This window comes from Caballeronia sp. AZ10_KS36 (genome assembly GCF_023631105.1).
Lineage (GTDB): Bacteria > Pseudomonadota > Gammaproteobacteria > Burkholderiales > Burkholderiaceae > Caballeronia.
In genome coordinates, this window is the sequence record NZ_JALQDQ010000001.1 from 423,897 (window position 1) to 444,976 (window position 21,080).

Here is a 21,080-nt window from a genome sequence, read left to right on the forward strand (position 1 = left end):
GCTGTCTGCGTCGGCTTGCCGAACGCGACGCGTCACGCTACACTGCCCCCGTCTTTGGGGAGTAGCCTTCCTTCCGTTGCGAAGGAGAACGCGTCAACATCCTCGGCTCTATTGCCGTGGCGCGTTCGACCGGTCCGGTTTGGCGAGACCACTGATGTGCCACGTCGTTCTTGGTCGGACGTCGCGTGGCGCATCATGGTTCGCTGACGTCCGACCGTGGAATCATCGTGTCCCCACAACTCCAACATCTTCTTGTCGCGCGCCCGGGCCTTCGCGTGGTCCGCGCGCTGTCGCTGCATTGTGTCGTGCGAGGTGCCGCATGACGATGCTTTTCCTCGAACTCGCGTTGATGCTCGCGATCATTCTGATTGCCTCCGAGCTTTTCACCAACGCGCTCGAACATCTCGGCGAACGCCTCGGCATTTCGGAAGGCGTGACCGGATCGCTTTTCGCCGCAGTGGGCACGGCGTTGCCGGAAACGACAGTGCCGATCATCGCGCTCTTGGGCGGCACGGCGAGCCGCGCGGTCAACGAAGAGATCGGCGTCGGCGCGATTCTCGGCGCGCCGCTCATGCTCGCGACGCTTTCGACGTTCCTGATGACGCTCGCCATCGTGAAATCGCGTGGCTTGCGCGGCGTGATCGAGCCGGAGCGCAGCGGCTTCACGCGCGACCTCAACTTCTTTCTGATCGCGTTCCTGATCGCGGCCGGCGCGATGTTCGTGCCGCATCACGCATGGCAAGTACGTGCGCTGTTCGCGGCGGGGCTCGTCGGTCTGTACGTGATCTATGTGATCTCGACGTTCAGGGCGTCGGCCAATCTCGTCGAAAGCGGACACGGCACCGAAGCGCCCGAAACGCTCTTCATCTCGCGCGTCGGATTGAAGACGAATCTCGGCTCGATCATGCTGCAATTTCTGATCGGCATCGTGTTGCTGGTGGGCGGCGCCAAGGGCTTCATTCACGGCGTCGAGGGCGTCTCGCAGGCGCTCGGCGTTTCGGCGCTGCTGCTGTCGCTCATCATCATTCCGATTGCGACCGAACTGCCCGAAAAGGTGAACAGCATTCTGTGGGCGCGGCGCGGCAAGGACACGCTCGCGTTCGGCAACATCACCGGCGCGATGGTGTTTCAGGGCACGTTGCTGCCTTCCATCGGCATCATGCTGACGCCGTGGGAGCCTCGCGTCGAAGTGCTGACCGGCGTGCTCATCACGCTCGCGGCGGCGGCGTGGCTGCGTTTTCATGCAAGAGGGAAGGGCGTCGCGTTGTGGGCGCTGCTCGGCAACGGCGTGCTGTACGCGGCGTATCTGACGTTGACGCTCGGCCGGTGATACCCCGTCGCGCGCCAATAAAAATGCCCGCGCGAGGCGGGCATCGAGAGCGAAGCTGCGTCATCACATCGACGCTTGGTTGTTGTTGTTAGTCTGTATAACGGCGCGGGACAGCGAAACTTTAGAGCCGCGCCGTTTGTTGATAACGGCTTGCTGCGTCGATGCGCGCGGTCGCCTCGCGAAAGTTCTTGCCGAGCGACATGCGCGCGGCTTGCGCCGTTTGCATCAGCGCGGCATCGAGCGTCTGGATATCGCTCGCGGCCTGCAACGTGGCCGGATCGAGGTCGTTCTGCAATTGCATGATGATCGGCGAACGCAGTTCGGACAGGCGCGCCGCTTCGATCCAGTCGCCTGCGGCTGCGGCTGCGGCCATGGCGCGCGTGAGCGATACCGCGTTGGTCAGCATGTCTTGTTGGCTCACATCTTTCTCCGTGCGAATCGGCTGACGCCTGCGTTACTTGTTGGTCGCGAGCGCGCCGGCGCTGTTCGTGCCGCCGAAAAGCTGCGTCAGGTACGTCGTGTTGCTTTGCATCGTCGCCATCAGCGTGTTCAACGCCGTGAACTGCGCGTTGTATTGCGACGTGAGGCTGTCCGCGTAGGTCTGCAGCTTCGCCGTCTGATCGGTCAGGCTCTTCAGGTCCGCATTGATCGCGGTCGTGCGCGTATCGATGATGCCGCCCGACTGCAGGAACGACGTGATCTTCGAATTGAGCTGCGTGCCGATGCCGTTCGTCTGGTTGAACAGCTGGCCCACGCGCGTCGCACTGTTCGACAGCGCCGTGGAAAGCGTCGAATCGTCGATGGACAGCGTGCCGTCGTCCTGAAGATCGATGCCGATCGAGGCGAGGTTCGTCGATGTCGACGTCGAACCGGAGCCGGAAGTCACGCCGCTCGTGATGATGTTGGACAGCGTGCTCTGAATGCTCTGGAGCATGGAGTCGCCGAGCAACACGCCGCCCTGCGAGCCGGCGCTTTTCGTGGAGTCGAACGACGACAGCGCCGCGGCCTGGCTCACGAACGAGTTGTACGCGTCGACGAATGCCTTGATCGTGCTCTTTTCCGTGGTGGTGTCGGACGAGACGGTCAACGTCTGCGTCGATCCGGCCGCAGCCGATGCCAGATTCAGCGTCACGCCGCCGATCGCGGTCGTGAGCGTGTTGGTCGAGCTGGTGACGGCCGTGCCGTCGACCGTCAGCGACGCGTCCTGCGCCGCCGACGTCTGCGTGTAGTTGCTGCTGCCCGCGCTGTACGAAAGCGACGAGTCGACGCCTGCGCCGGCCGTGACCGAAATGGTGTTGGCGGCGCCCGTCGTCTTCGACGCGAGCACGAGATGCTGACCGTCGTTGCCCGTGACGATGGTCGCGCTGATGCCGGGGTTGTCGCTCGCAGAATTGATCGACGAGGCGATGCTCGCAAGCGTGTCGGTGCCGTCGAGCGTCACGTTCATCGAACTCGATCCGAGCGAGAGCGTGAGCGTGCCCGTGCCGAAGGTGTCGGTGGCGGCGTGCGCCGTCGACGAAATCTTTTGCGCGCTTGCAATGTTATTGACCGTGATCGCATACGAACCGGCCACCGCGCTCGTGCCTGCCGTCGCCGTGAGTCCGCTGCCGCTTGCGGTGGCGGTGTACGCGGCGAGTCCGGTGCCGTCGGAAAGACTCTTCAGCGAAGTTTGCAGCGACGACAGCGCGGACTTGATCTGCGAGACGGCGGACAAGAGCGTGTTGTCGCTCGCCGTCTTGTTGGCGATCTGCGTGGCCTGAGCGGTGGTTTTCGCGGTGACGAGCGAGGAAACCAGCGTGGAGACATCGAGCGTGGAGTTCGTCGCGCCGCTGATGATGGACTGCGCGGCAGCGGCCAGTGTGGCGCTGACGTCGGTACTCGAGGTGGTGGTGGTCATCGGATGCTCCGGACGGACTGCCGTTTCTGTTTGCGAGCTTTCGTGAGCACAGCGCGGCTGATGACTGTCGCTGCGCTAACGAAAGCTGGGAGGCGGGCCTCCCAGTGAACTGCGCAACCCCGCCCATGTTGCGGCGGGGTAGGTCACATGCGCTTAGCCGAGGAGCTTCAGCACTTGCTGCGGCATCGAGTTCGCTTGCGCGAGAACCGAGATACCCGCTTGTTGCAGCACTTGAGCCTTCGACAGGTTCGCCGTTTCTTGAGCGAAGTCTGCGTCGGTGATGGCCGACTGTGCAGCGTTCAGGTTGGTCGACTGCGATTGCAGGCTGGTAACGGCCGACGTGAAGCGGTTCTGTTCAGCGCCGAGCGTCGATTGCAGCGTGTTGACGGTGTCGAGCGCCGTGTCGACCAGGCCGATCACGGACTGCGCGCCGCTTGCCGTGGAGATGTCGACCGATGCCGAGCCGAACAGGCCGGTCTGGCTCATCGCGGTGCTGCCGAAGTCGACGCTCAGCGTCTGGTTCGCCACTGCGCCGATCTGGAAGGCCACCGTCGAGACCGAGCCGGACAGCATGGCTTGGCCGTTGAACGTCGTCTGGCTCGACACGCGGTCCAGTTCGCCGAGACGCTGGGTCACTTCCGTCTGGAGGTAGCCGCGCTGCGTGTCGGAGAGCGAACCGTCGGCTGCCTGAACGGCCAGCTGGCGAATACGCTGCAGGTTGTCCGTCGTGGAGCTGAGGCCGCCCGACGCCGTTTGAATCATCGAGATCGCGTTGTTCGCGTTCGACACGCCCTGGTTCAGCGCGTTGACATACGACGTCATGTTCGTCGAAATCGCGAGACCAGCTGCATCGTCAGCTGCGCTGTTGATGCGCTTGCCCGACGAGAGGCGGTTAATAGCCGACGACAGCGCGCTTTGCGAACCTTGCAGGTTCTTTTGCGTCGTTTGCGACAGGGTGTTGGTGTTGATGTTCAACATTTCAAATTACCTCGTTGGTAAAGGCGCTACTAGTCTGAGTCTGAATGCGGCGTCGCGATGTTTAATGTGTTTCGCTGACTGCCTTACCTAAGGATTTCGGCCCACGGGAAAGAAACTTTAGGCCGAAGATCGAATGCGATTCGAATTTTCACGGAGTCTGCCGGCGCCTTGGCCGGCAGGGTTAAAAGCAATTACGGCCGGGTCGGCTACACCTTTATAGGCAGCCGGCCCGCTACATCTTCATGAAGCCAGTGCGACCTCGGCCGTCTGAACCCAGGAAAGCGGGCGAAACGTCAGGCGCATCAATTGCCGCGTCTTTCCGGCCATTGCAGGCACATAGATGAGTCCGTTCGGCGACATCTCGAACATGCCGGGTTCGCGCTCGGTCATGCCGTCGTAAATGATCTCGCTCCCAGGCGAGAGCGCGCGCTGGCGGTCGAACTCGATACGCGTATCCAGCGTATCGGCGGGGAAGGTTGTCGCCGAGGCGATCTGCATCCAGCTCATCTCCTTGCCCAGCATGAGCGCGACGTCGAAGTCGGAAATGGGCACGACGAGCGAATAGAAGCCGTCGTAAGTCGCGCGCGCGGTCAGCGTCTCGGTCGCGGTTTCATTGCCGCGCACGAAAAGCGCGGGAATTCGCGTCTCGCGGTACGTCGTATCGTCGACGGTGAAGTCCAGCCGGTGACGGCGCACGGCCATTAGAAAAATCGCCTGGTCGATGCCTGCGTGGCGCATTTCGTACGGATAACCCGGACGAAATCCCTTGCCGATGCTGCGCATATAAAACGGTCCGCGCTGACGAAGCCCTTCGATGCCCGCGTCGTTATCGGCGACGTTGAATGCGTGAATGGACGCCCCGTTGATCTCGAACACCGTCTCGTTGCCGCCGGCCACTTCGTCGCGGTCCGGGAGATACAGTAGGCGAGCGAGGCAGATGGCCGCATCGAGGCGTAGTCGTTCAGGCGTCAGGCGGGGAAAGCTGGTGGCCGGCATCGCGGCCATATCGCGGACAAAGCGCACGCAAGCATCCTGAATCTCGCCGCTTTGCGCGATTTGCTTCTCGCTTTTCGCGGATTGGTTGAGAAGCGGCGTGCCGTCGTCCTTGAAGTCATAAACGCTGCCGGTTTTGAGCGAGCACATCTGCTCGAAATGGCCAATATGCGCGATCAACATCTCCATCACGTTTTCATCGGCCCAGCGGCTGTCGACGACGCCCGCGCGATCCGCACGCCAGCCGGGTGTATCCAGAGAAACGAGATAGCGCCCGACGATCTCCACGTCGTAATACTTCTTGAACAGCTTGCCGAGCGAGCGCTGGATGGAACCGTAGTAACCCAGGTCCACGATCACGAGCGTGTCGCCGCGCTCCAGTCCGACGGTGCGCTGCAGATGGCGAAAGAGCCGCTGACGAAGCGCCGCGCTGCGTTCGATGATGAGCTTCACCATGCGCGGTTCCAGCACGAGACGCCGGAACGTCTGCAGCGGATTGGCAGACGCGTTTGCCTCGGCGAGCAGTTTGCCGGTTTCCTTGGGCGGCAGTTGCAGTTGGTCGGCGCCGAACTTCATCATCTGCGGGTTGATGACCTCTGTACTCAGATAACGCTCGATGGCCTCGCGGCTGTCGAAGGTCGAACCGGCGGCGACGAACCGCCCGACGTACGCTTCGTTGCCGATCGGGCCGCCGTGCAGCGCTTCGCATGCCCGATGAATGAGATGCCCGTCGCGCAGCAGAAACGCGAGCTTGTGCGGTCGGCCACGCGCTTTCAGATCCTCATGCGTGTCCAGCACGAAGCGCGCGAATGCGTGCATGATCGGGCCGACCGACCAGTAGCCGATGCGCTCGTTCGTGCTCATGTCGCGGCCCTGTTGCAGGGAGCGCATCGCGTGATGCAAGCTCGGCGCGGGCTTCGTCGCGCGGATCGACGGAAACAGCACCCGCGCGGCCATCAGTCGCTGTCGGTCCGCTTTGTGCATCTCATCGTCGCGCTGCTGGAAGTGCAGTACGCCGATGCCCATCTGCTGTGGAACGGCCCAGTCCGCGTACGGGTTGTCGCCGGTATGGAGAATCTCCGACGGCGCGACGCCCAGCCGTTCCGTCACGACATTCCAGAGTCCCGTGGATTTCGAGACACCGAATTCGGACGAACAGAACACGACGTCGATGAGCGATTCGAGCTCCGGTGCGGTTGAAAAGAGAATGCGGCGCAATTGCGCCTCTGAGTAATAGGTATCGCTGACGATCGCCGTGCGCAGGCCGCGAGTTTTCGCCTCGCGCAGCAGCCCGAGCACCGGCTCGAAGATGAAGCCGATCTCGATCTCTTTCTCGACCTCGCGCTCGGCGAGCGCGCTCACGGTTGCCTCGTCGGCGTGAGGCGCGGCTTCGGTATAGATCTGTTCGAGCCTCGCCTCGCTCTTGCGGGTTGCGAAGTAGTTGTTCTTACGCGCTTCGGATTCGGCCATCGTGCGCACGCGGGCGCTCACGCCGTGTTCGACGAAGAGCGGATCTTCGGCCAGCGCGTAGTAAACGTCGACCGGTTCCTGTACGGCGCGCCAGAAGAGCGTGTCGAAACAGTCGAAGGTGGCGACCGTATGCGACGGCGCGCGCGCCGACCACGTTTCGGCCAGCTGATCCGGAAGGACGTTCTTGTCTGCTTGCATGTGATGGACTCCGCAGCCCGCGACGGCGGGCCTGCTTTGATGGTTTTGGTGCGTCGGGCGTCTGCAGCGGGTCGTTCCTGTCCGCCTCGGCATCAGCCTCTGTGATGTGTCGACGATGTTAGATGCTTGCGCCAGAACGAAAGCTCGGAACAAGCCCAGCTTTGGGCTCCATTTCGGCGCATGAGCGATGCGCGCGGCAGCGTCGCGCAATGTTGCGTATCCTTCCCGAACGTCCTCTACTCCCGCGGAGTACCCCATGCAAACTCGCAGCATCGGCACATCGGATCTGAAGGTCGCGCCGCTCGTCTTCGGCGGCAACGTGTTCGGCTGGACGGCGGACGAACGCACGTCGTTCTCCATCCTCGACGCGTTCGTCGATCACGGCCTCGATTTCATCGACACGGCGGACGTCTATTCCGCGTGGGTCGAAGGGCACCACGGCGGCGAATCGGAAACGATCATCGGCAAGTGGTTCAAGGAGAGCGGCAAGCGCCACAAGGTCGTGCTCGCGACGAAAGTCGGCATGCTCGGCACGCGCGCCGGGCTTTCGGCGGCGAACATCTCGGCGGCCGTGGACGATTCGCTGCGGCGTCTCAAGACCGATTACATCGACGTCTACTTCTCGCATCTCGACGACGACAAGACGCCGCTCGACGAAACGCTCGGCGCCTATCAGAAGCTCATTCAGGCGGGCAAGGTGCGGGTGATCGGCGCGTCGAACTACACCGGCGCGCGGCTGGAAGAAGCGCTGAAAGTGGCGAAGGAATCGTCTCTGCCGGCGTACCAGATCCTTCAGCCGGAGTACAACCTCTACGACCGCGAAGGCTACGAGACGGACCTCGAACCCGTCGCCGAGGCGCAAAAGATCGCGGTCGTCACGTATTTCAGCCTGGCAAGCGGCTTTCTGTCCGGCAAGTACCGCTCCAAGGAAGACATGCAGGGCAAGGCGCGCGGCTCGCGCGTCGAGAAGTATCTGAACGAGCGCGGCCTCAAGATTCTCGATGCGCTCGACGAAGCCGCGAAGCGCCACGACACCACGCCGGCGACCATCGCGCTCGCGTGGATCATCGCGCGGCCGAGCGTGACCGCGCCGATCGCGAGCGCCACGTCCGTGCAGCAACTGGAGAGCCTTGCGGCGGCCACGCGCCTCGAGCTCGATCCGGAGGAAGTGGCGGAACTGGACGAAGCCAGCGCCTGGCAGAAATAAATCTGTTGCATCAACGAGTTGCCGTGCTTCGAAGAGTTGGCACGGGCGCGGTGTTCTGGTAACATCGCGCCCGAATCGAGAAATGTGCCCGATTTTTCGGCCGATTTTTGCGCCGCTCCGCTGAAAATGACAACGTCAAAACGTTAATCGCCAGCGGAGAACGGCGCCGAAAGTGTGCGTTCAGGCGGTCCTTTCGTGCGCACATGCCGCTTTGCGGTTGAATCCCAACTCTCTCTTTTCCGGCCTCCGTGGCCGCTTTGCTCGTGTCCGCTGCGCCTTTTTGCGCCTTCTTACGCCCGGCGGACGATCGGAGTGCCGGCGCGCGGCGGGTTTTTCCGTTGCGCACTTAGAAATACGTTTAGCAAATCAGGATTGTCATGACCACTATTGTTCTCAAAGAAAACGAGCCGTTCGATGTCGCGATTCGGCGTTTCCGCCGCACCATCGAAAAGAATGGCCTGATCGCAGAACTGCGCGAGCGCCAGTCCTACGAAAAGCCGACCACCGAGCGCAAGCGCAAAAAGGCCGCGGCCGTTGCCCGCCTGCGCAAGCGCCTGCGTAGCCAGATGCTGCCGAAGAAGATGCACTAAAGCGTCTTTACGCCGGGCCGGTTTCTTTTCGGTCCGCGAAGGCAAAACGGCGGTGCGACCCGTGAGGGCGCACCGCCGTTTTCTTATTGCGGTCTGTTATTGCGGTTTCTGCTCAGGCGAACGCGTGCCGCTTAGCGAGTGCGCCCAGCAAGCGCGGCCACTCGTCCACGCTGGCGTCGTCGTGAATCTGCTCCAGTTCGATCAGGAGGTCGATGATGACCGGATCGTAAGCATTCACATTCGACGCATACAGCGCGCGCAGCAGCTTGCCGTCGTGCGCGTGCCGGTAGTACGAGATACCGACGCCTTCCAGCTCCGCTTCGTAGACATCGTCACGCACCAGCGATCCGATCGCGCACTTGCGGCCGTACGTGCCTCTCAGGCGGCACGACCCGTTGTCATCTTCCGAGACGGCGCGCTGCGCCAGCAAATGCGCGCTCACGCGGTGGAAGATCTCGTTCGAGCTCAACATCGTGACAGGGCTCAACATACCGCACCCGCACCGTTACGCAGCCGTTTTCAGAAGCTCGGCCGACAGACCGAACTGCCGCGCGATCGACGTGAGACGCTCGCGCCACTCCCATTTGCCGAAAACGTCGTGCACGTTCTGCAGGCACGAGAGCAGTTCGACCGTGGTCGGATCGAAGACGTTGATGCGCGCGCGCAGCAGAGCGCGTTTGAGCGCCGCGACGCCGACATCCATGTACGCCGGCACCGACTCGGGCGATTTCCCGATATAGCGGATCGGCACGCCTTCCATTGCCGTCACGTAGTCGCGCGGCTTGATGAGACTGCCGACCGGGCAGCCGCCGCAGTAACCGCGATAAGCGCCGCCGCCATGAGGCAGCAAAGCGGCTTGTCCCTGCGAGAAGAGATGCTGCACAGCGTTGTCAAAAATCTCCTGATGCGTCAGGAAGTTCAGGCTTTTCATGATCTTTCTCCCCTGCGCCCCTGCGCAGCGGCCATGCGTTGAGTTTCGAGCAACCTGCACTGCGGCGTCGGACGGCGCGCACGCCGACCGGCTACTGCTTCGAGCACGTTGTTTTTCCCGGCCTAGAGACACGCGCTTTCCCGTGTCCGTGCACTCGCGGCGGATCTCTCCACTCAGTGAACGATCCGCACACCGTCAGTTATAACGGCACGGCTCGGTAAAAAGGTGCGGTAGCGCACGCGAGAACGCCATTTTTACACGACACGGACGTTCGTGCAGTGCGGCAGAAGCAGGGTCCGCGCTTGCAGCGGCGCGGCTTGCGGCATGCTTCACTGCAAAAAAACCCCTGCGATAAGGACTTTCCCTAGTGAACGCTCTTTTGCCGGAGAAATGTTGCCAAAAAGCAAAAATCGCCTGAATCGGATCAAGTTGAAGGTGTCGTTTTTTCCGGCGCTTTGCGCTTCGTCCTCGGCTTGACGCGCGAGATACAGCCGACGGCATGATCGTTCACCATGCCCGTCGCCTGCATGAAGGCGTAGCAGATGGTCGTGCCGACGAACTTGCAGCCGTACTGCTTCAGCGCTCGGCTCAGGGCGTCGGACTCGGGCGTGGAGGCGGGCGTCGGATTGTTCGCGTCGCGCGGCGTGTCGATAGGCGCACCGTTCACGAACGACCACACGAAGTCCGCGAAGGAGCCATGCTCGGCCTGAATGCGCTGAACCGCTTGCGCATTGATGACGGCGGACGCGATCTTCGCGCGGTTGCGAACCACGCGCGCATCGCCGACGATCCGCTCGATGTCCGCGTCCGTGAAGCGCGCGACCTTGTCGATGTCGAAGCCCGCGAACAACGCGCGGTAACCCTCGCGCTTGTTGAGAATCGTCGACCACGAAAGACCGGCCTGCGCGCCTTCCAGCACCAGCATTTCGAAGAGATGACGGTCGTCGCGGGACGGGACGCCCCATTCGGTGTCGTGGTAATGCGCCATGGCGTCGGTGGTGGCCCAGGCGCAGCGTGTCGGTTCGGTGGCTGCCATTGCAAATCCTCGTTTCGGTCGCGCCAGCATAGCCGAACGCGATTGCCGCGCCACTCTGCCATTCGGCTAATTGGCGCGCGCCGCTCACGCCGCTATGCTTGCGGCCATGAACACTTCCACTAGCACTCTCACGCAAGCCGAATTCAACGGCTTCCTGCTCGGCATCGACGGCGGCGGAAGCGGCACGCGCGTGATTCTCGCCAACGCGCATGGCATCGAACTGGCCCGCGCGAGCGGCGGTCCTTCGGGTCTGGCGCTGGGCGTCGAAGAGGCGTGGCGGTCTATCGGCGATGCGTGCAAACGTGCTTTTGATGCCGCCGGTCTCGCCTTCGACTGGCGCGCCTGTTCGCTCGGCTGCGGCCTCGCGGGCGTCAACAACGCGGACTGGCTCGCGGCCTTTTTGAGCACGGCGCCGCCGGTCCGCGCGTTGAGCGTGGAAAGCGACGCATACACGACAGTCCTCGGCGCGCACGGCGGCGGACCGGGCGTGATCGTGGCGCTCGGCACGGGCAGCATCGCGGCGTCGCTGGACGAGGAGGGCGTCTGCCGCATCGCGGGCGGATACGGCTTCCCGAGCGGCGACGAAGCGAGCGGCGCGTGGCTCGGCCTGCGCGCGGTGGTTCACCTTCAGCGCGTGCTGGACGGGCGACTTGCGGCCGATGACTGGTCCCGCGCGCTCTTGCAGCTCACTGGCGCGACGGATCGCGACAGCCTCGTCGTGTGGCTGTGCGCATCGAACCAGACCGCGTACGCCACGCTCGCGCCGAGCGTGTTCGAATACCGCGATCATCCGTCGGCGGCGCAGTTGCTGGAGCAGGCGGGGCGCGAGATAGAGCTGCTCGTCGCGGCGCTGGATCGCGACGGCAAATTGCCTGTCGCGCTGTGCGGCGGACTGGCCGCGCCATATGAGCCTTTCGTGCCGATATCGTTGCGCGAGCGCCTTTGCCGACCCCGCGCGGATTCGGCGGCAGGCGCGCTCGAACTGGCGCGGCGCGCGGTGGCGTCGGGCGGCGCGGCAGGGCGGCCCGGGAAAGAGCCGCGATAGAATAGTCAGCTTCGCGGGCGTTTTTTCCGCTCAAACAGGGCAGCCATGTATTCGGTCATCGCAACTGATCTCGACGGGACGCTTCTCAACAGCGATCACCAGCTCGACCCGTTCACCGCAGAGACGCTGCGCAAGCTGGCATCGCGCGGCGTGCCGGTCATCATCGCCACGGGGCGGCATTATCGCGATGTGGCCGGCATCCGCGATCTGCTGGGCATCGACGCGTACCTGATCACGTCCAACGGCGCGCGCGTGCATGCGCCCGGCGACGAGCGCATCTACTCGCGCGATCTCGCGCCTGCCGCCGTGCGACGCCTCGTGCAGGCGGATGTCGCGGGCGCGCATGGCCGCGTGATCGTCAATCTGTTCGCCGACGATGCGTGGCTCATCGACCGTCACGCGCCCGAACTGCTCGTCTTTCATCAGGACTCCGGCTTCAAGTACGAAGTCATGGACTTGCGCGAGCATGACGGCGAGAACATCGCGAAGGTGCTGTACATCGGCGAGCCGGCGGACCTGAAGCACGTCGCCGCGAATCTTGAGAGCGAATTCGGCGATGCCTTGTATGTCACGTATTCGCTGCCGGACTGCCTGGAAGTGATGACGTCCGATGTGTCGAAGGGCCGCGCGCTGCGTTACGTGCTGGAGCGGCTGGATATGGATCCCGCGCAATGCGTCGCGTTCGGCGACAACATGAACGACATCGACTTGCTGGAAACGGCCGGCCATCCGTTCATGATGAACAACGCGAATCCGGACCTGATCACGCGTCTGCCGCATGTGCCGCGCATCGGCAACAACTTCGAGGCGGGCGTCGCGCATCATCTGCGCAAGCTGTTCGATCTGCGCGACGACATCGCGTCGCCGCGCTGACTCTCTCACGCGCCTACTCAACGCGCCCGGCGTTCTGGTCAGCCGCGGCGGCCCCAGTCGTGCGAACGGCCGTGGTCCCAACCGGCGCGATTCCAGCGCCCGTTGTCGTGACCGTAGTCACGATGCCAGCGCGGTTCCTCGTGACGCCAGTACGGCGCGCGATACTGCGGCGCGGCGGGCCTCACATACACGGGCGCGGGAGCGGCATAAGCAGGCGCGCCGAGCGACACGCCGACGTGAAGATCAGTATGGGCCTGAGCCGCTCCCACTGCACCGATGACAAGGCCGGTCGCGACGAGCATTTGAGTGACGATGCGCTTCATTGTGTTTCTCCTGGAAGGCGACGTGTGTCGCATGAGTTCAATGTAAGCGCCGGCCGTCTTACACGCTTCGACGACTTGTTACCGGGTGCAAGCGGGGCGTAAGCCCTTCTTCTTGTCGGTGAGATACGCGCGAGCCTTATCCGGCGGGGCTTTGGGCTTCGAAGCCCACACTCTCAGGCGAAATCATAAGCATGCTGCGTAATTCGCCATTACAACTGTCGCGCGGTTTTAATCCGCACGCGCGAAGCGCAAAACAAAACGGGCGCCGAAGCGCCCGTTTGCAATGACCGACCCCGCGACTTACTGCGCGACAGCGCCGATTTTGCGTGCTTCCGAATTCGAAGCCAGCAGCGGATACAACAGGCCCGCGACGATAGCGCCCGCAATCGGCGCGATCCAGAACAGCCACAACTGATCCAGCGCCCAGCCGCCGACGAAGAACGCCGGGCCGGTGGAACGCGCCGGGTTCACCGACGTGTTCGTGACCGGAATCGAGATCAGATGGATGAGCGTCAGGCACAGGCCGATGGCGATCGGCGCGAAGCCCTTCGGCGCGCGATCGTCGGTTGCGCCGAGAATCACGAACAGGAAGAAGAATGTCATCAGGAATTCGCAGACGAGCGCCGCGAACAGGGTGTAGTGCCCCGGCGAGTGCTCGCCGAAGCCGTTCGCGGCGAAACCGCTGCCGACCAGATCGAAGCCGGGCATGCCGCTGGCGATCAGCTTGAGCGCGAATGCGCCGAGCGTTGCGCCGACCACCTGCGCCACGATGTACGGCCCGAGGTCGCGCACGGGAAAGCGTCCCGCGACGGCCAGCCCGACGCTCACCGCCGGGTTCAGATGGCAGCCGGACACGTGGCCGATGGCGTACGCCATGGTGAGCACGGTCAGTCCGAATGCGAGCGAAACGCCCACGAACCCGATGCCCATATGCGGGAAGCCTGCGGCCAGCACGGCGCTTCCGCAGCCGCCCAGCACGAGCCAGAAAGTACCGAAAACTTCAGCGCCGAGACGCTTCGACAAATGCATGATCTTGCCTTCGTGAAATGTGAGAGACCTTTGATTTGACGCAAGAAAGCCTATTGCCCTTGCCGAGCGCAGTTTAAGGGCGGCTCTTTTTACGGACTGTCAAAAATGGTCGATTCACGGGCAATTCACGCTCGCCGCAGAGATCTTCGAATTCCTCCTTGTTACGAAGCAGACCGCGTCAGCGGCCAGTCGAAAAAAATGCCGCCCATTGGGCGGCATTCGAGAGCGGCAAGCTGCGCGCAATCAACCAACGGCGACCTGACGCAGCACCGGACGCTTCGCGGCCTGAAGCATGGCCGTGTACGTGTCGACGTAGTTCTGCGCCATCGTCTTCGCGCTGAAGCGGCGTTCGAACTGCGCGCGAATCTCGGTGCGCGAGAGTTCGTCGATGCGATGCAGCGCGCCGACTGCGCCCGGCACGTCCTCGCAGATGAAGCCGGTCACGCCATGATCGATGACTTCCGGCACCGAACCGCGGTTGAAGGCAATCACCGGCGTCCCGCACGCCATGGCTTCGATCATCACGAGGCCGAACGGCTCGTTCCAGTCGATCGGGAACAGCAGCGCCTTCGCGCCCGACAGGAATTCGGGCTTCTGCGCCTCGTTGATCTCGCCGATGAACTCGACGTGCGCCTGCGACAGCAGCGGTTCGATGGTCGACTTGAAATAGTCCTGATCGACCTTGTCCACCTTCGCCGCGATCTTCAGCGGCAAACCGCTTTGCGCCGCGATCTTGATGGCGAGATCCGCGCGCTTCTCCGGGCAGATCCGGCCGAGAAACGCCAGATACTCCGGCTTCTTGTGCGGCTGCGGCGTCAGCAGATCGTCCGGCAGGCCGTGGTAAACCGTGTTCAGCCAGTTCGCCTGCGGCAGCGGTCCGCGCTGGTTGTCCGAGATCGAGACGACGTTCGCCTTCGTGAACGTGTTGAAGATCGGCTGCAGTTCGGGCAGGTCGAGACGGCCGTGCAGCGTCGTCACGAACGGCGTGTCGAGCTGCGTGAACAGCGGAAACGGCATGTAGTCGAGGTGAAAGTGCAGGACGTCGAACTCGTGCGCGCGGCGGCGGACCGTTTCGAGCAGCAGCATGTGCGGCGCGAGCGGATCGCGGATCGTCGGATCGAGTCGCAGGGCGCGCGGCCAGGCCGCGTCGAGCGTCGCCCGGGTTTGCGAATCGCCGCTTGCGAACAAGGTTACATCGTGGCCGAGGTCGACGAGCGCATCCGTCAGATAAGACACCACGCGCTCAGTGCCGCCGTAAAACTTCGGAGGAACTGCTTCGTGCAACGGTGCAATTTGTGCGATTCGCATAACGTGACTCTCCTGAGTGGCCGCTCTTGGCGCGGTCGGCGCCGGTGGGGCCATGAAAGCTGTTGTGTGGACACCGCGATGGCGCTCCGGTCGAGCGTTGCGCGATGCCATTCGGGCGGGCCGCGGTGTGTCGCTCACGCCGCCCAAAGATCGGCCCGGCTCTCGACCGGGTTATCCCTTACGTTCATTATCGGGATCGAGAGCGGCATTTCACGTCATTTTTCAATCGCTTAACCTTGTTACAGCGCGAAACACCGGCTGTTACGAAGTCAAAAATTGCACTCAAGCGGTCGAAGGAGACGATTTCGACTGGCAATGCGAGCGGCGAGGCACCCGACAGCAGGCCGCGTGCCCGGGCAGCCTCAAGTCCGTCCGGCCGCTGCCGATAAAGGCTTTTGCCGACGCGCAGCGAATTCGACCGCGCATGTACGAACTTTTCCTACACGATTTCGGGCGAAAGTCTGTCGGCGCGTCGGCAGGTTTTTCCGATGGTCGCGATAGGCGCGCTGCCGGAAAATCGGGCCGACAACACGAGCGGGGCCGGATGCGTCGCTAATTGGCGCGTGCGAGCAAACGTTTCCCGCTGGGCCTGACCAGCCATGCAATGACTCGGGGGAAAGATGACGGCCACCACCATGAGCACGCTCGCGGAGATCCGCGAGGTGAACTTGTCGTATGTGCTGCTCGCGCAGCGGCTGCTTCGGGAAAACCGCGTCCTGGCGATGCATCGCCTCGGGCTGTCCGAAGAGGTGGCCGAGATCGTGTCGTCGCTGACGCCCGCGCAGGCGGTGAAGATTGCGGCGTCGAGCCATGTGCTGTGCCGCTTCCGTTTCGACGACCACGCGATCCTCGCTTCGCTTGCCGACAAGGACAAGCGCCCGGCGCTCTTGCGGGCGGACGCGGGAGTCGCAAGCCGCGAGGTCGCATCGACGAGCGAGTGCGTCTAACTGATCCAATCCGTCGCGCGACTTCGAAGGGAGTCGATCGCGCCATTGCTCCGCCGCCTGCGTCAACCCCACGCCCGCGATTCCTCTGCACGCTATGCCGCCCGCCGCCGCCCACCGGCCGGCCGCCCAAAGTTTTCCAGCCGGGTGCCGTAAACAGTCTTAACCGCGCATGTGCGCCGGCCAATCCGCATTCCCAACCCTGAGGACCCGACCGTGCTGATTTTCGTTGGAACGCTCGTGACATTGCTGTCCGTTTTCGGCGGTTACGCGCTCGAAGGCGGCCATCTTGGCGCGCTCGTGCAGCCGGTCGAAATATTGATGATCGCCGGCGCGGGCATCGGCGCCTTCATTCTCGGCAACGGCGTCAAGACCATCAAGTCGACGCTGCTCGTCATTCCCACGCTTTTCAAAGGCTCCAAGTACAACAAGGACGTGTACATGGAGCTGATGGGCCTGCTCTACGTGCTGCTCGCCAAAGCGCGCAAGGAAGGCACGCTCACGCTGGAAGCCGACATAGAAGATCCGCACAAGAGCCCGATCTTCAGCCAGTACCCGAAGCTGCTCGCGGATCATCACATCGTCGAGTTCATGACCGACTATCTGCGGCTCATGGTCGGCGGCAACATGAATGCGTTCGAAATCGAAAGCCTGATGGACGAAGAGATCGAGACGCATCACGTCGAAGGCGAAGCGCCGGCACTGGCGCTGCAAAAAGTCGGCGACGCGATGCCCGCGTTCGGCATCGTCGCGGCGGTGATGGGCGTCGTGCATACGATGGCCTCCGCCGATCAGCCGCCCGCCATTCTAGGCGAGATGATCGCGCAGGCGCTCGTCGGCACGTTCCTCGGCATTCTCATTTCGTACGGCTTCATCGGGCCGCTTTCGAGCGTCGCGGAGCAGCGCGTCGCCGAGCAGACGAAGATGTTCCAGTGCATCAAGGTGACCATTCTCGCGAGCCTGAACGGCTACGCGCCGGCGATTGCCGTCGAGTTCGGCCGCAAGGTGCTGTTCTCCACCGAGCGCCCGTCGTTCTCGGAACTCGAAGAGCACGTGCGCCGGGTGAAGGCGAAGTGACGCGCCTCGTTTTCGCGACCCCGACCGGAGCCCTGCGATGAGCAGCGAAAAAGACCGTCCCATCTTCATCAAGCGCATCGTCGCGGGCCGCAAGGGCCACCACGGCGGCGCATGGAAGCTGGCGTACGCGGACTTCATGACCGCGATGATGGCGTTCTTCCTGCTGATGTGGCTGCTTTCGTCGACCTCGCCCGTGCAGCGGCGCGGCATCGCGGAATACTTCAACATGCCGCTGAAGGCGGCGATGGTCGGCGGCAAGACCGTCGGCATGGACAACAGCATCATTACCGGCGGCGGCCGCGACATCTCCAGCAACGATCCGGGCGATGCCCGCAACTCGGACGGCAAGACGCAGTTCGCGCAAAGCGCGGCCGCGAAAGCCGACGAGGAACTGCTGAAAGCCGCGCAAGGCGAACTCGAACGGCGCGAGCAGGCCCGCCTTCACGACCTCCAGGTCAAGCTGATGGCCGCGCTCGAAGCGAATCCGACGCTGCACCAGTTCAAGCAGCAGATCCGCATCCAGTCGACGCAGCAGGGCCTGCGCATCGAGATCGTCGATACCCAGAAACGCCCGATGTTCGCGCTTTCCAGCAACAGCGTGCAGCCGTACATGCGCGACATCCTGCGCGAAATCGGCCGGACGCTGAACGACGTGCCGAACCGCATCGTCGTGCAGGGCCACACCGACGCCGTGAAGTACGCGGGCGGCGAAAAGGGCTACAGCAATTGGGAGCTCTCGGCGGACCGCGCGAACGCGTCGCGGCGCGAACTGGTCGCGGGCGGCATGGACGAAGCGAAAGTGCTGCGCGTGCTCGGCCTCGCGTCCACGCAAAACCTGAACAAGCAAGACCCGCTCGATCCCGAGAACCGGCGCATCAGCATCATCGTGCTGAACCACCGCGCGGAAGCGTCGATTCTGCGCGACGACGGCGGCTCGGCCGCGACGCTGGATAACGCTTCGGACGCCTTCGCGCCCGGCGCGACCCCGCTTCTCGGCCGGATTATGCCGGGCGCGGCGCGGAAATAAGCGCGCAGCGCGCAAATCTGCATAAAAAACGCTCAAGACTCCACACGTTTGCGCCGTCATCCGGAACAGAGGCAGCGAGGCGCAGACCCAAAGGCGACACATGATCAAGAACATTCTGGCAATCGACGATTCCGCAGCCATGCGGCAGATCCTCTCTGCCACGCTGACGACGGCGGGCTACGAGGTGACGGTGGCGTCCGACGGCAACGAAGGGCTCGAATGGGCGCTCGCCGAGCGGTTCGATCTCGTGCTCACGGATCAGCACATGCCGCAAAAGAGCGGCCTCGACCTGATTGCGGAGCTGCGCGCCAACCACGCCTACCGCGCCACGCCGATTCTCGTGCTGACCACGGAAGACGGCGAGCCGTTCAAGGAAGCGGCGCGCGCGGCGGGAGCGACGGGCTGGATCGAAAAACCGCTCGATCCGGACCTGTTGACCGAAGTGGTCGCCGCGCTCTCCGAAGACACGCAGCACTGAAGCGAACAGCCAAAGCCAAGACAACTCGCGCGCACGCGCCGACGGTGAATCAAGCATGACACTCGACATTACCCAGTTCTATCAAACCTTCTTCGACGAAGCCGATGAACTGCTCGCGCAGATGGAGCAACTGCTGCTCGTCCTGGATATCGCGAATCCCGATCCCGAGGATCTCGCGGCGATCTTTCGCGCGGCGCATTCGATCAAGGGCGGCGCAGCCACGTTCGGCTTCACCGCGCTCACCGAAACGACGCACATTCTCGAATCGCTGCTGGACCGCGCGCGCAACAACGAGCTCGTGCTTCGCCGCGACATGATCGACACGTTCCTCGCGACGAAGGACGTGCTCTCGGACCAGCTCGCCGCGTACCGCGCGAGCGCCGAGCCGGATGCGGCCGCCGCCGCCGCGATCTGCGCGAAGCTCGAACGCCTGAAGAACGAAGACGCCGCGCCGCAGAGCGCGCCCGTCGCCGAAGAGCCGGTGACGCCGGCAGTCATCGGCGAAGTGGACTTGGCGCCGGCCTACGAAGGCCCGAACGCGCCGCCCGCGCACGTGATCGCGCAGGCCGCCGAAGCCATCGAGGACGACGGCAACTGGGACGGCGCCTTCGAACTCGCCGACGGCGCAACGAGCCATGCAACCAATGCGGGAACCGCGGCCGGCACGCCGGCGGCGGAAGCAGGACCCCACCTGAAAATTACGCTACGGGGGGTGGGCGAGAAGGACCTGGCGACCTTGACCGAGGAGCTGGGGAACCTGGGCAGTATCGTCGGAGAGAAAAAGACCGACGCCGAACTCGTGCTTTGGCTCGATTCGGACGTCTCATCCGACGACATCGTGGCCGTGTGCTGCTTCGTGATCGACGAATCGCAAATCACGATCGGCCGCGGCGACGCGCATCACGTTGCGCCCTCGGCAGCGTCCGAGTCGGCGCAGGTCAAGCAACACACGCTACAGGCAGAGCCGCCCGTATCGCAGGCGCAGGAAGCGCCCGCATCCGCGGCGCAGCACAAAGAAGAAGCGGCGAAGGCGGCGGCGAATGCGGAAACGCAAGCTGCTGCCGCCATCCCGTCACGCGAAGCACAACCGAAGGCCGCCACCGGCGACGCCGAGAAGAAAGCGCGCCCGGCCGCAGCCGCATCGGCGGAAGGCAGCTCCATTCGCGTCGGCGTGGAGAAGGTCGATCAGCTCATCAACCTGGTCGGCGAACTGGTGATCACGCAGGCGATGCTCGCCGAAACCACGAGCACGTTCGACCCTGCATTGCACGACCGTCTTTTCAACGGCATGGCGCAGCTCGAGCGCAACGCGCGCGACCTGCAAGAGGCCGTCATGTCCATCCGCATGATGCCGATGGACTACGTATTCAGCCGCTTCCCGCGACTCGTCCGCGACATTGCGGGCAAGCTCGGCAAGGACGTGGAACTCGTCACGTTCGGTCAGGCGACCGAACTGGACAAGAGCCTGATCGAGCGCATCATCGATCCGCTCACGCACCTCGTGCGCAATTCGCTCGATCACGGCATCGAGACCGTGGAAGCGCGCCGCGCGGCGGGCAAGCCCGCGACCGGCCAGCTCGTGCTGTCGGCGGCGCATCACGGCGGCAACATCGTGATCGAAGTGAGCGACGACGGCGCGGGCCTGCGCCGCGACAAGATTCTCGCGAAGGCGCAGAAGCAGGGCATGCAGGTTTCCGACTCGATGACCGACGAGGAAGTCTGGCAACTCATCTTCATGCCGGGCTTCTCGACTGCCGAACAGGTCACGGACATTTCCGGCCGCGGCGTCGGCATGGACGTGGTGAAGCGCAACATCCAGTCGATGGGCGGCCACGTCGAAATCATGTCGCGCCAGGGCGCGGGCACGACCACGAAGATCGTGCTGCCGCTCACGCTCGCGATTCTCGACGGCATGTCGGTGAAGGTCGGCAACGAAATCTTCATTCTGCCGCTCAACTTCGTGATGGAGTCGCTGCAACCGGTCGCCGATGACATCTACACGGTCGCCAACGGCGAGCGCGTGGTGCGCGTGCGCGGCGAGTATCTGCCGCTGATCGCGCTGCATCAGGTGTTTTCGGTCGAAGGCGCGCGCACGGAGCCGACGCAGGGCATCGTCACGATCCTGCAAACGGAAGGACGGCGCATGGCCATGCTGATCGACGAACTCGTCGGCCAGCAGCAAGTGGTCGTGAAGAACCTCGAAACGAATTACCGCAAGGTGCACGGCATCTCGGCGGCGACGATTCTCGGCGACGGCAGCGTCGCGCTGATCGTCGACGTGGCCGCGCTCAACCGCGAATCACGCGCGCAACACTCGCACACCCATTAAACACATCGACCGAACCT

Annotated in this window: 20 protein-coding genes and 1 riboswitch; of the genes, 10 read left to right on the plus strand and 10 right to left on the minus strand. The window is 63.4% G+C overall.

Going from position 1 to position 21,080, the window contains the following annotated elements:
• The first annotated feature begins 44 nt into the window (after positions 1 to 44).
• Positions 45 to 212, plus strand: a riboswitch (yybP-ykoY riboswitch).
• Between the two features lie 107 nt (positions 213 to 319).
• Positions 320 to 1,330: a sodium:calcium antiporter gene (locus tag NCR35_RS01995; RefSeq protein ID WP_175939015.1), complete on the plus strand. Its 1,011-nt coding sequence runs from the start codon at positions 320 to 322 to the stop codon at positions 1,328 to 1,330.
• A 121-nt stretch (positions 1,331 to 1,451) separates the two neighbouring features.
• Here NCR35_RS01995 and fliT read toward each other — a convergent pair whose 3' ends face one another.
• The 4 genes from fliT to NCR35_RS02015 form a co-directional block, all read right to left on the minus strand.
• The gene (gene fliT, locus NCR35_RS02000) at positions 1,452 to 1,751 is read right to left on the minus strand and encodes a flagellar protein FliT (RefSeq protein WP_250532819.1); all 300 of its coding nucleotides are present in this window, start codon (positions 1,749 to 1,751) and stop codon (positions 1,452 to 1,454) included.
• A gap of 33 nt (positions 1,752 to 1,784) precedes the next feature.
• Positions 1,785 to 3,227 (minus strand): flagellar filament capping protein FliD, encoded by a 1,443-nt coding sequence (gene fliD / locus NCR35_RS02005; protein WP_250532820.1) that lies wholly within the window; start codon positions 3,225 to 3,227, stop codon positions 1,785 to 1,787.
• A gap of 153 nt (positions 3,228 to 3,380) precedes the next feature.
• Entirely contained in the window at positions 3,381 to 4,205 is an 825-nt protein-coding gene (locus NCR35_RS02010) for a flagellin domain-containing protein (protein ID WP_244847690.1), read from the minus strand.
• A gap of 240 nt (positions 4,206 to 4,445) precedes the next feature.
• Positions 4,446 to 6,866, minus strand: a complete 2,421-nt coding sequence (locus tag NCR35_RS02015; protein ID WP_250532821.1) for an HAD family hydrolase — start codon at positions 6,864 to 6,866, stop codon at positions 4,446 to 4,448.
• Positions 6,867 to 7,122: 256 nt separating this feature from the next.
• On the opposite strand from NCR35_RS02015, the gene NCR35_RS02020 reads away from it, so the two are divergent.
• Positions 7,123 to 8,073 (plus strand): aldo/keto reductase, encoded by a 951-nt coding sequence (locus NCR35_RS02020; RefSeq protein WP_250532822.1) that lies wholly within the window; start codon positions 7,123 to 7,125, stop codon positions 8,071 to 8,073.
• Positions 8,074 to 8,450: 377 nt separating this feature from the next.
• Positions 8,451 to 8,663: a 30S ribosomal protein S21 gene (gene rpsU / locus NCR35_RS02025; RefSeq protein ID WP_159837708.1), complete on the plus strand. Its 213-nt coding sequence runs from the start codon at positions 8,451 to 8,453 to the stop codon at positions 8,661 to 8,663.
• Positions 8,664 to 8,775: 112 nt separating this feature from the next.
• Here rpsU and NCR35_RS02030 read toward each other — a convergent pair whose 3' ends face one another.
• The 3 genes from NCR35_RS02030 to NCR35_RS02040 form a co-directional block, all read right to left on the minus strand.
• Positions 8,776 to 9,135: a hypothetical protein gene (locus tag NCR35_RS02030; RefSeq protein ID WP_250532823.1), complete on the minus strand. Its 360-nt coding sequence runs from the start codon at positions 9,133 to 9,135 to the stop codon at positions 8,776 to 8,778.
• A gap of 33 nt (positions 9,136 to 9,168) precedes the next feature.
• A complete protein-coding gene (locus tag NCR35_RS02035; RefSeq protein WP_244847694.1) occupies positions 9,169 to 9,594 on the minus strand; it encodes a hypothetical protein in 426 nt (141 codons plus the stop codon).
• Positions 9,595 to 10,018: 424 nt separating this feature from the next.
• Entirely contained in the window at positions 10,019 to 10,630 is a 612-nt protein-coding gene (locus NCR35_RS02040) for a DNA-3-methyladenine glycosylase I (protein ID WP_250532824.1), read from the minus strand.
• A gap of 106 nt (positions 10,631 to 10,736) precedes the next feature.
• Here NCR35_RS02040 and NCR35_RS02045 point away from each other — a divergent pair, with 106 nt between their 5' ends.
• Complete coding sequence (locus tag NCR35_RS02045) at positions 10,737 to 11,675, plus strand: glucosamine kinase nucleotide-binding domain-containing protein (protein WP_250532825.1); 939 nt, start codon at positions 10,737 to 10,739, stop codon at positions 11,673 to 11,675.
• A 45-nt stretch (positions 11,676 to 11,720) separates the two neighbouring features.
• Entirely contained in the window at positions 11,721 to 12,548 is an 828-nt protein-coding gene (locus NCR35_RS02050; RefSeq protein WP_250532826.1) for a Cof-type HAD-IIB family hydrolase, read from the plus strand.
• 38 nt (positions 12,549 to 12,586) lie between these two features.
• Here the strand turns inward: NCR35_RS02050 and NCR35_RS02055 are convergent, their stop codons facing one another.
• The 3 genes from NCR35_RS02055 to NCR35_RS02065 all read right to left on the minus strand — a co-directional run bounded on the left by NCR35_RS02055 (position 12,587) and on the right by NCR35_RS02065 (position 15,208).
• Complete coding sequence (locus tag NCR35_RS02055; RefSeq protein WP_250532827.1) at positions 12,587 to 12,871, minus strand: hypothetical protein; 285 nt, start codon at positions 12,869 to 12,871, stop codon at positions 12,587 to 12,589.
• Between the two features lie 300 nt (positions 12,872 to 13,171).
• Complete coding sequence (aqpZ, locus tag NCR35_RS02060) at positions 13,172 to 13,900, minus strand: aquaporin Z (RefSeq protein ID WP_250532828.1); 729 nt, start codon at positions 13,898 to 13,900, stop codon at positions 13,172 to 13,174.
• A gap of 243 nt (positions 13,901 to 14,143) precedes the next feature.
• Positions 14,144 to 15,208, minus strand: coding sequence for a glycosyltransferase family 4 protein (locus NCR35_RS02065; RefSeq protein WP_175939037.1), 1,065 nt, complete (start codon positions 15,206 to 15,208; stop codon positions 14,144 to 14,146).
• Between the two features lie 620 nt (positions 15,209 to 15,828).
• On the opposite strand from NCR35_RS02065, the gene flhD reads away from it, so the two are divergent.
• The 5 genes from flhD (at position 15,829) to cheA (ending at position 21,063) form a co-directional block, all read left to right on the plus strand.
• Positions 15,829 to 16,155 (plus strand): flagellar transcriptional regulator FlhD, encoded by a 327-nt coding sequence (gene flhD, locus NCR35_RS02070; protein WP_250532829.1) that lies wholly within the window; start codon positions 15,829 to 15,831, stop codon positions 16,153 to 16,155.
• A gap of 213 nt (positions 16,156 to 16,368) precedes the next feature.
• Entirely contained in the window at positions 16,369 to 17,229 is an 861-nt protein-coding gene (motA, locus tag NCR35_RS02075; protein WP_244847702.1) for a flagellar motor stator protein MotA, read from the plus strand.
• Positions 17,230 to 17,266: 37 nt separating this feature from the next.
• Positions 17,267 to 18,256, plus strand: a complete 990-nt coding sequence (gene motB / locus NCR35_RS02080) for a flagellar motor protein MotB (RefSeq protein WP_250532830.1) — start codon at positions 17,267 to 17,269, stop codon at positions 18,254 to 18,256.
• Between the two features lie 100 nt (positions 18,257 to 18,356).
• On the plus strand, positions 18,357 to 18,734 hold the full coding sequence (locus NCR35_RS02085; RefSeq protein WP_175939044.1) for a response regulator: 378 nt from the start codon (positions 18,357 to 18,359) through the stop codon (positions 18,732 to 18,734).
• Between the two features lie 55 nt (positions 18,735 to 18,789).
• Positions 18,790 to 21,063, plus strand: a complete 2,274-nt coding sequence (gene cheA, locus NCR35_RS02090) for a chemotaxis protein CheA (protein ID WP_250532831.1) — start codon at positions 18,790 to 18,792, stop codon at positions 21,061 to 21,063.
• Positions 21,064 to 21,080: the final 17 nt, after the last annotated feature.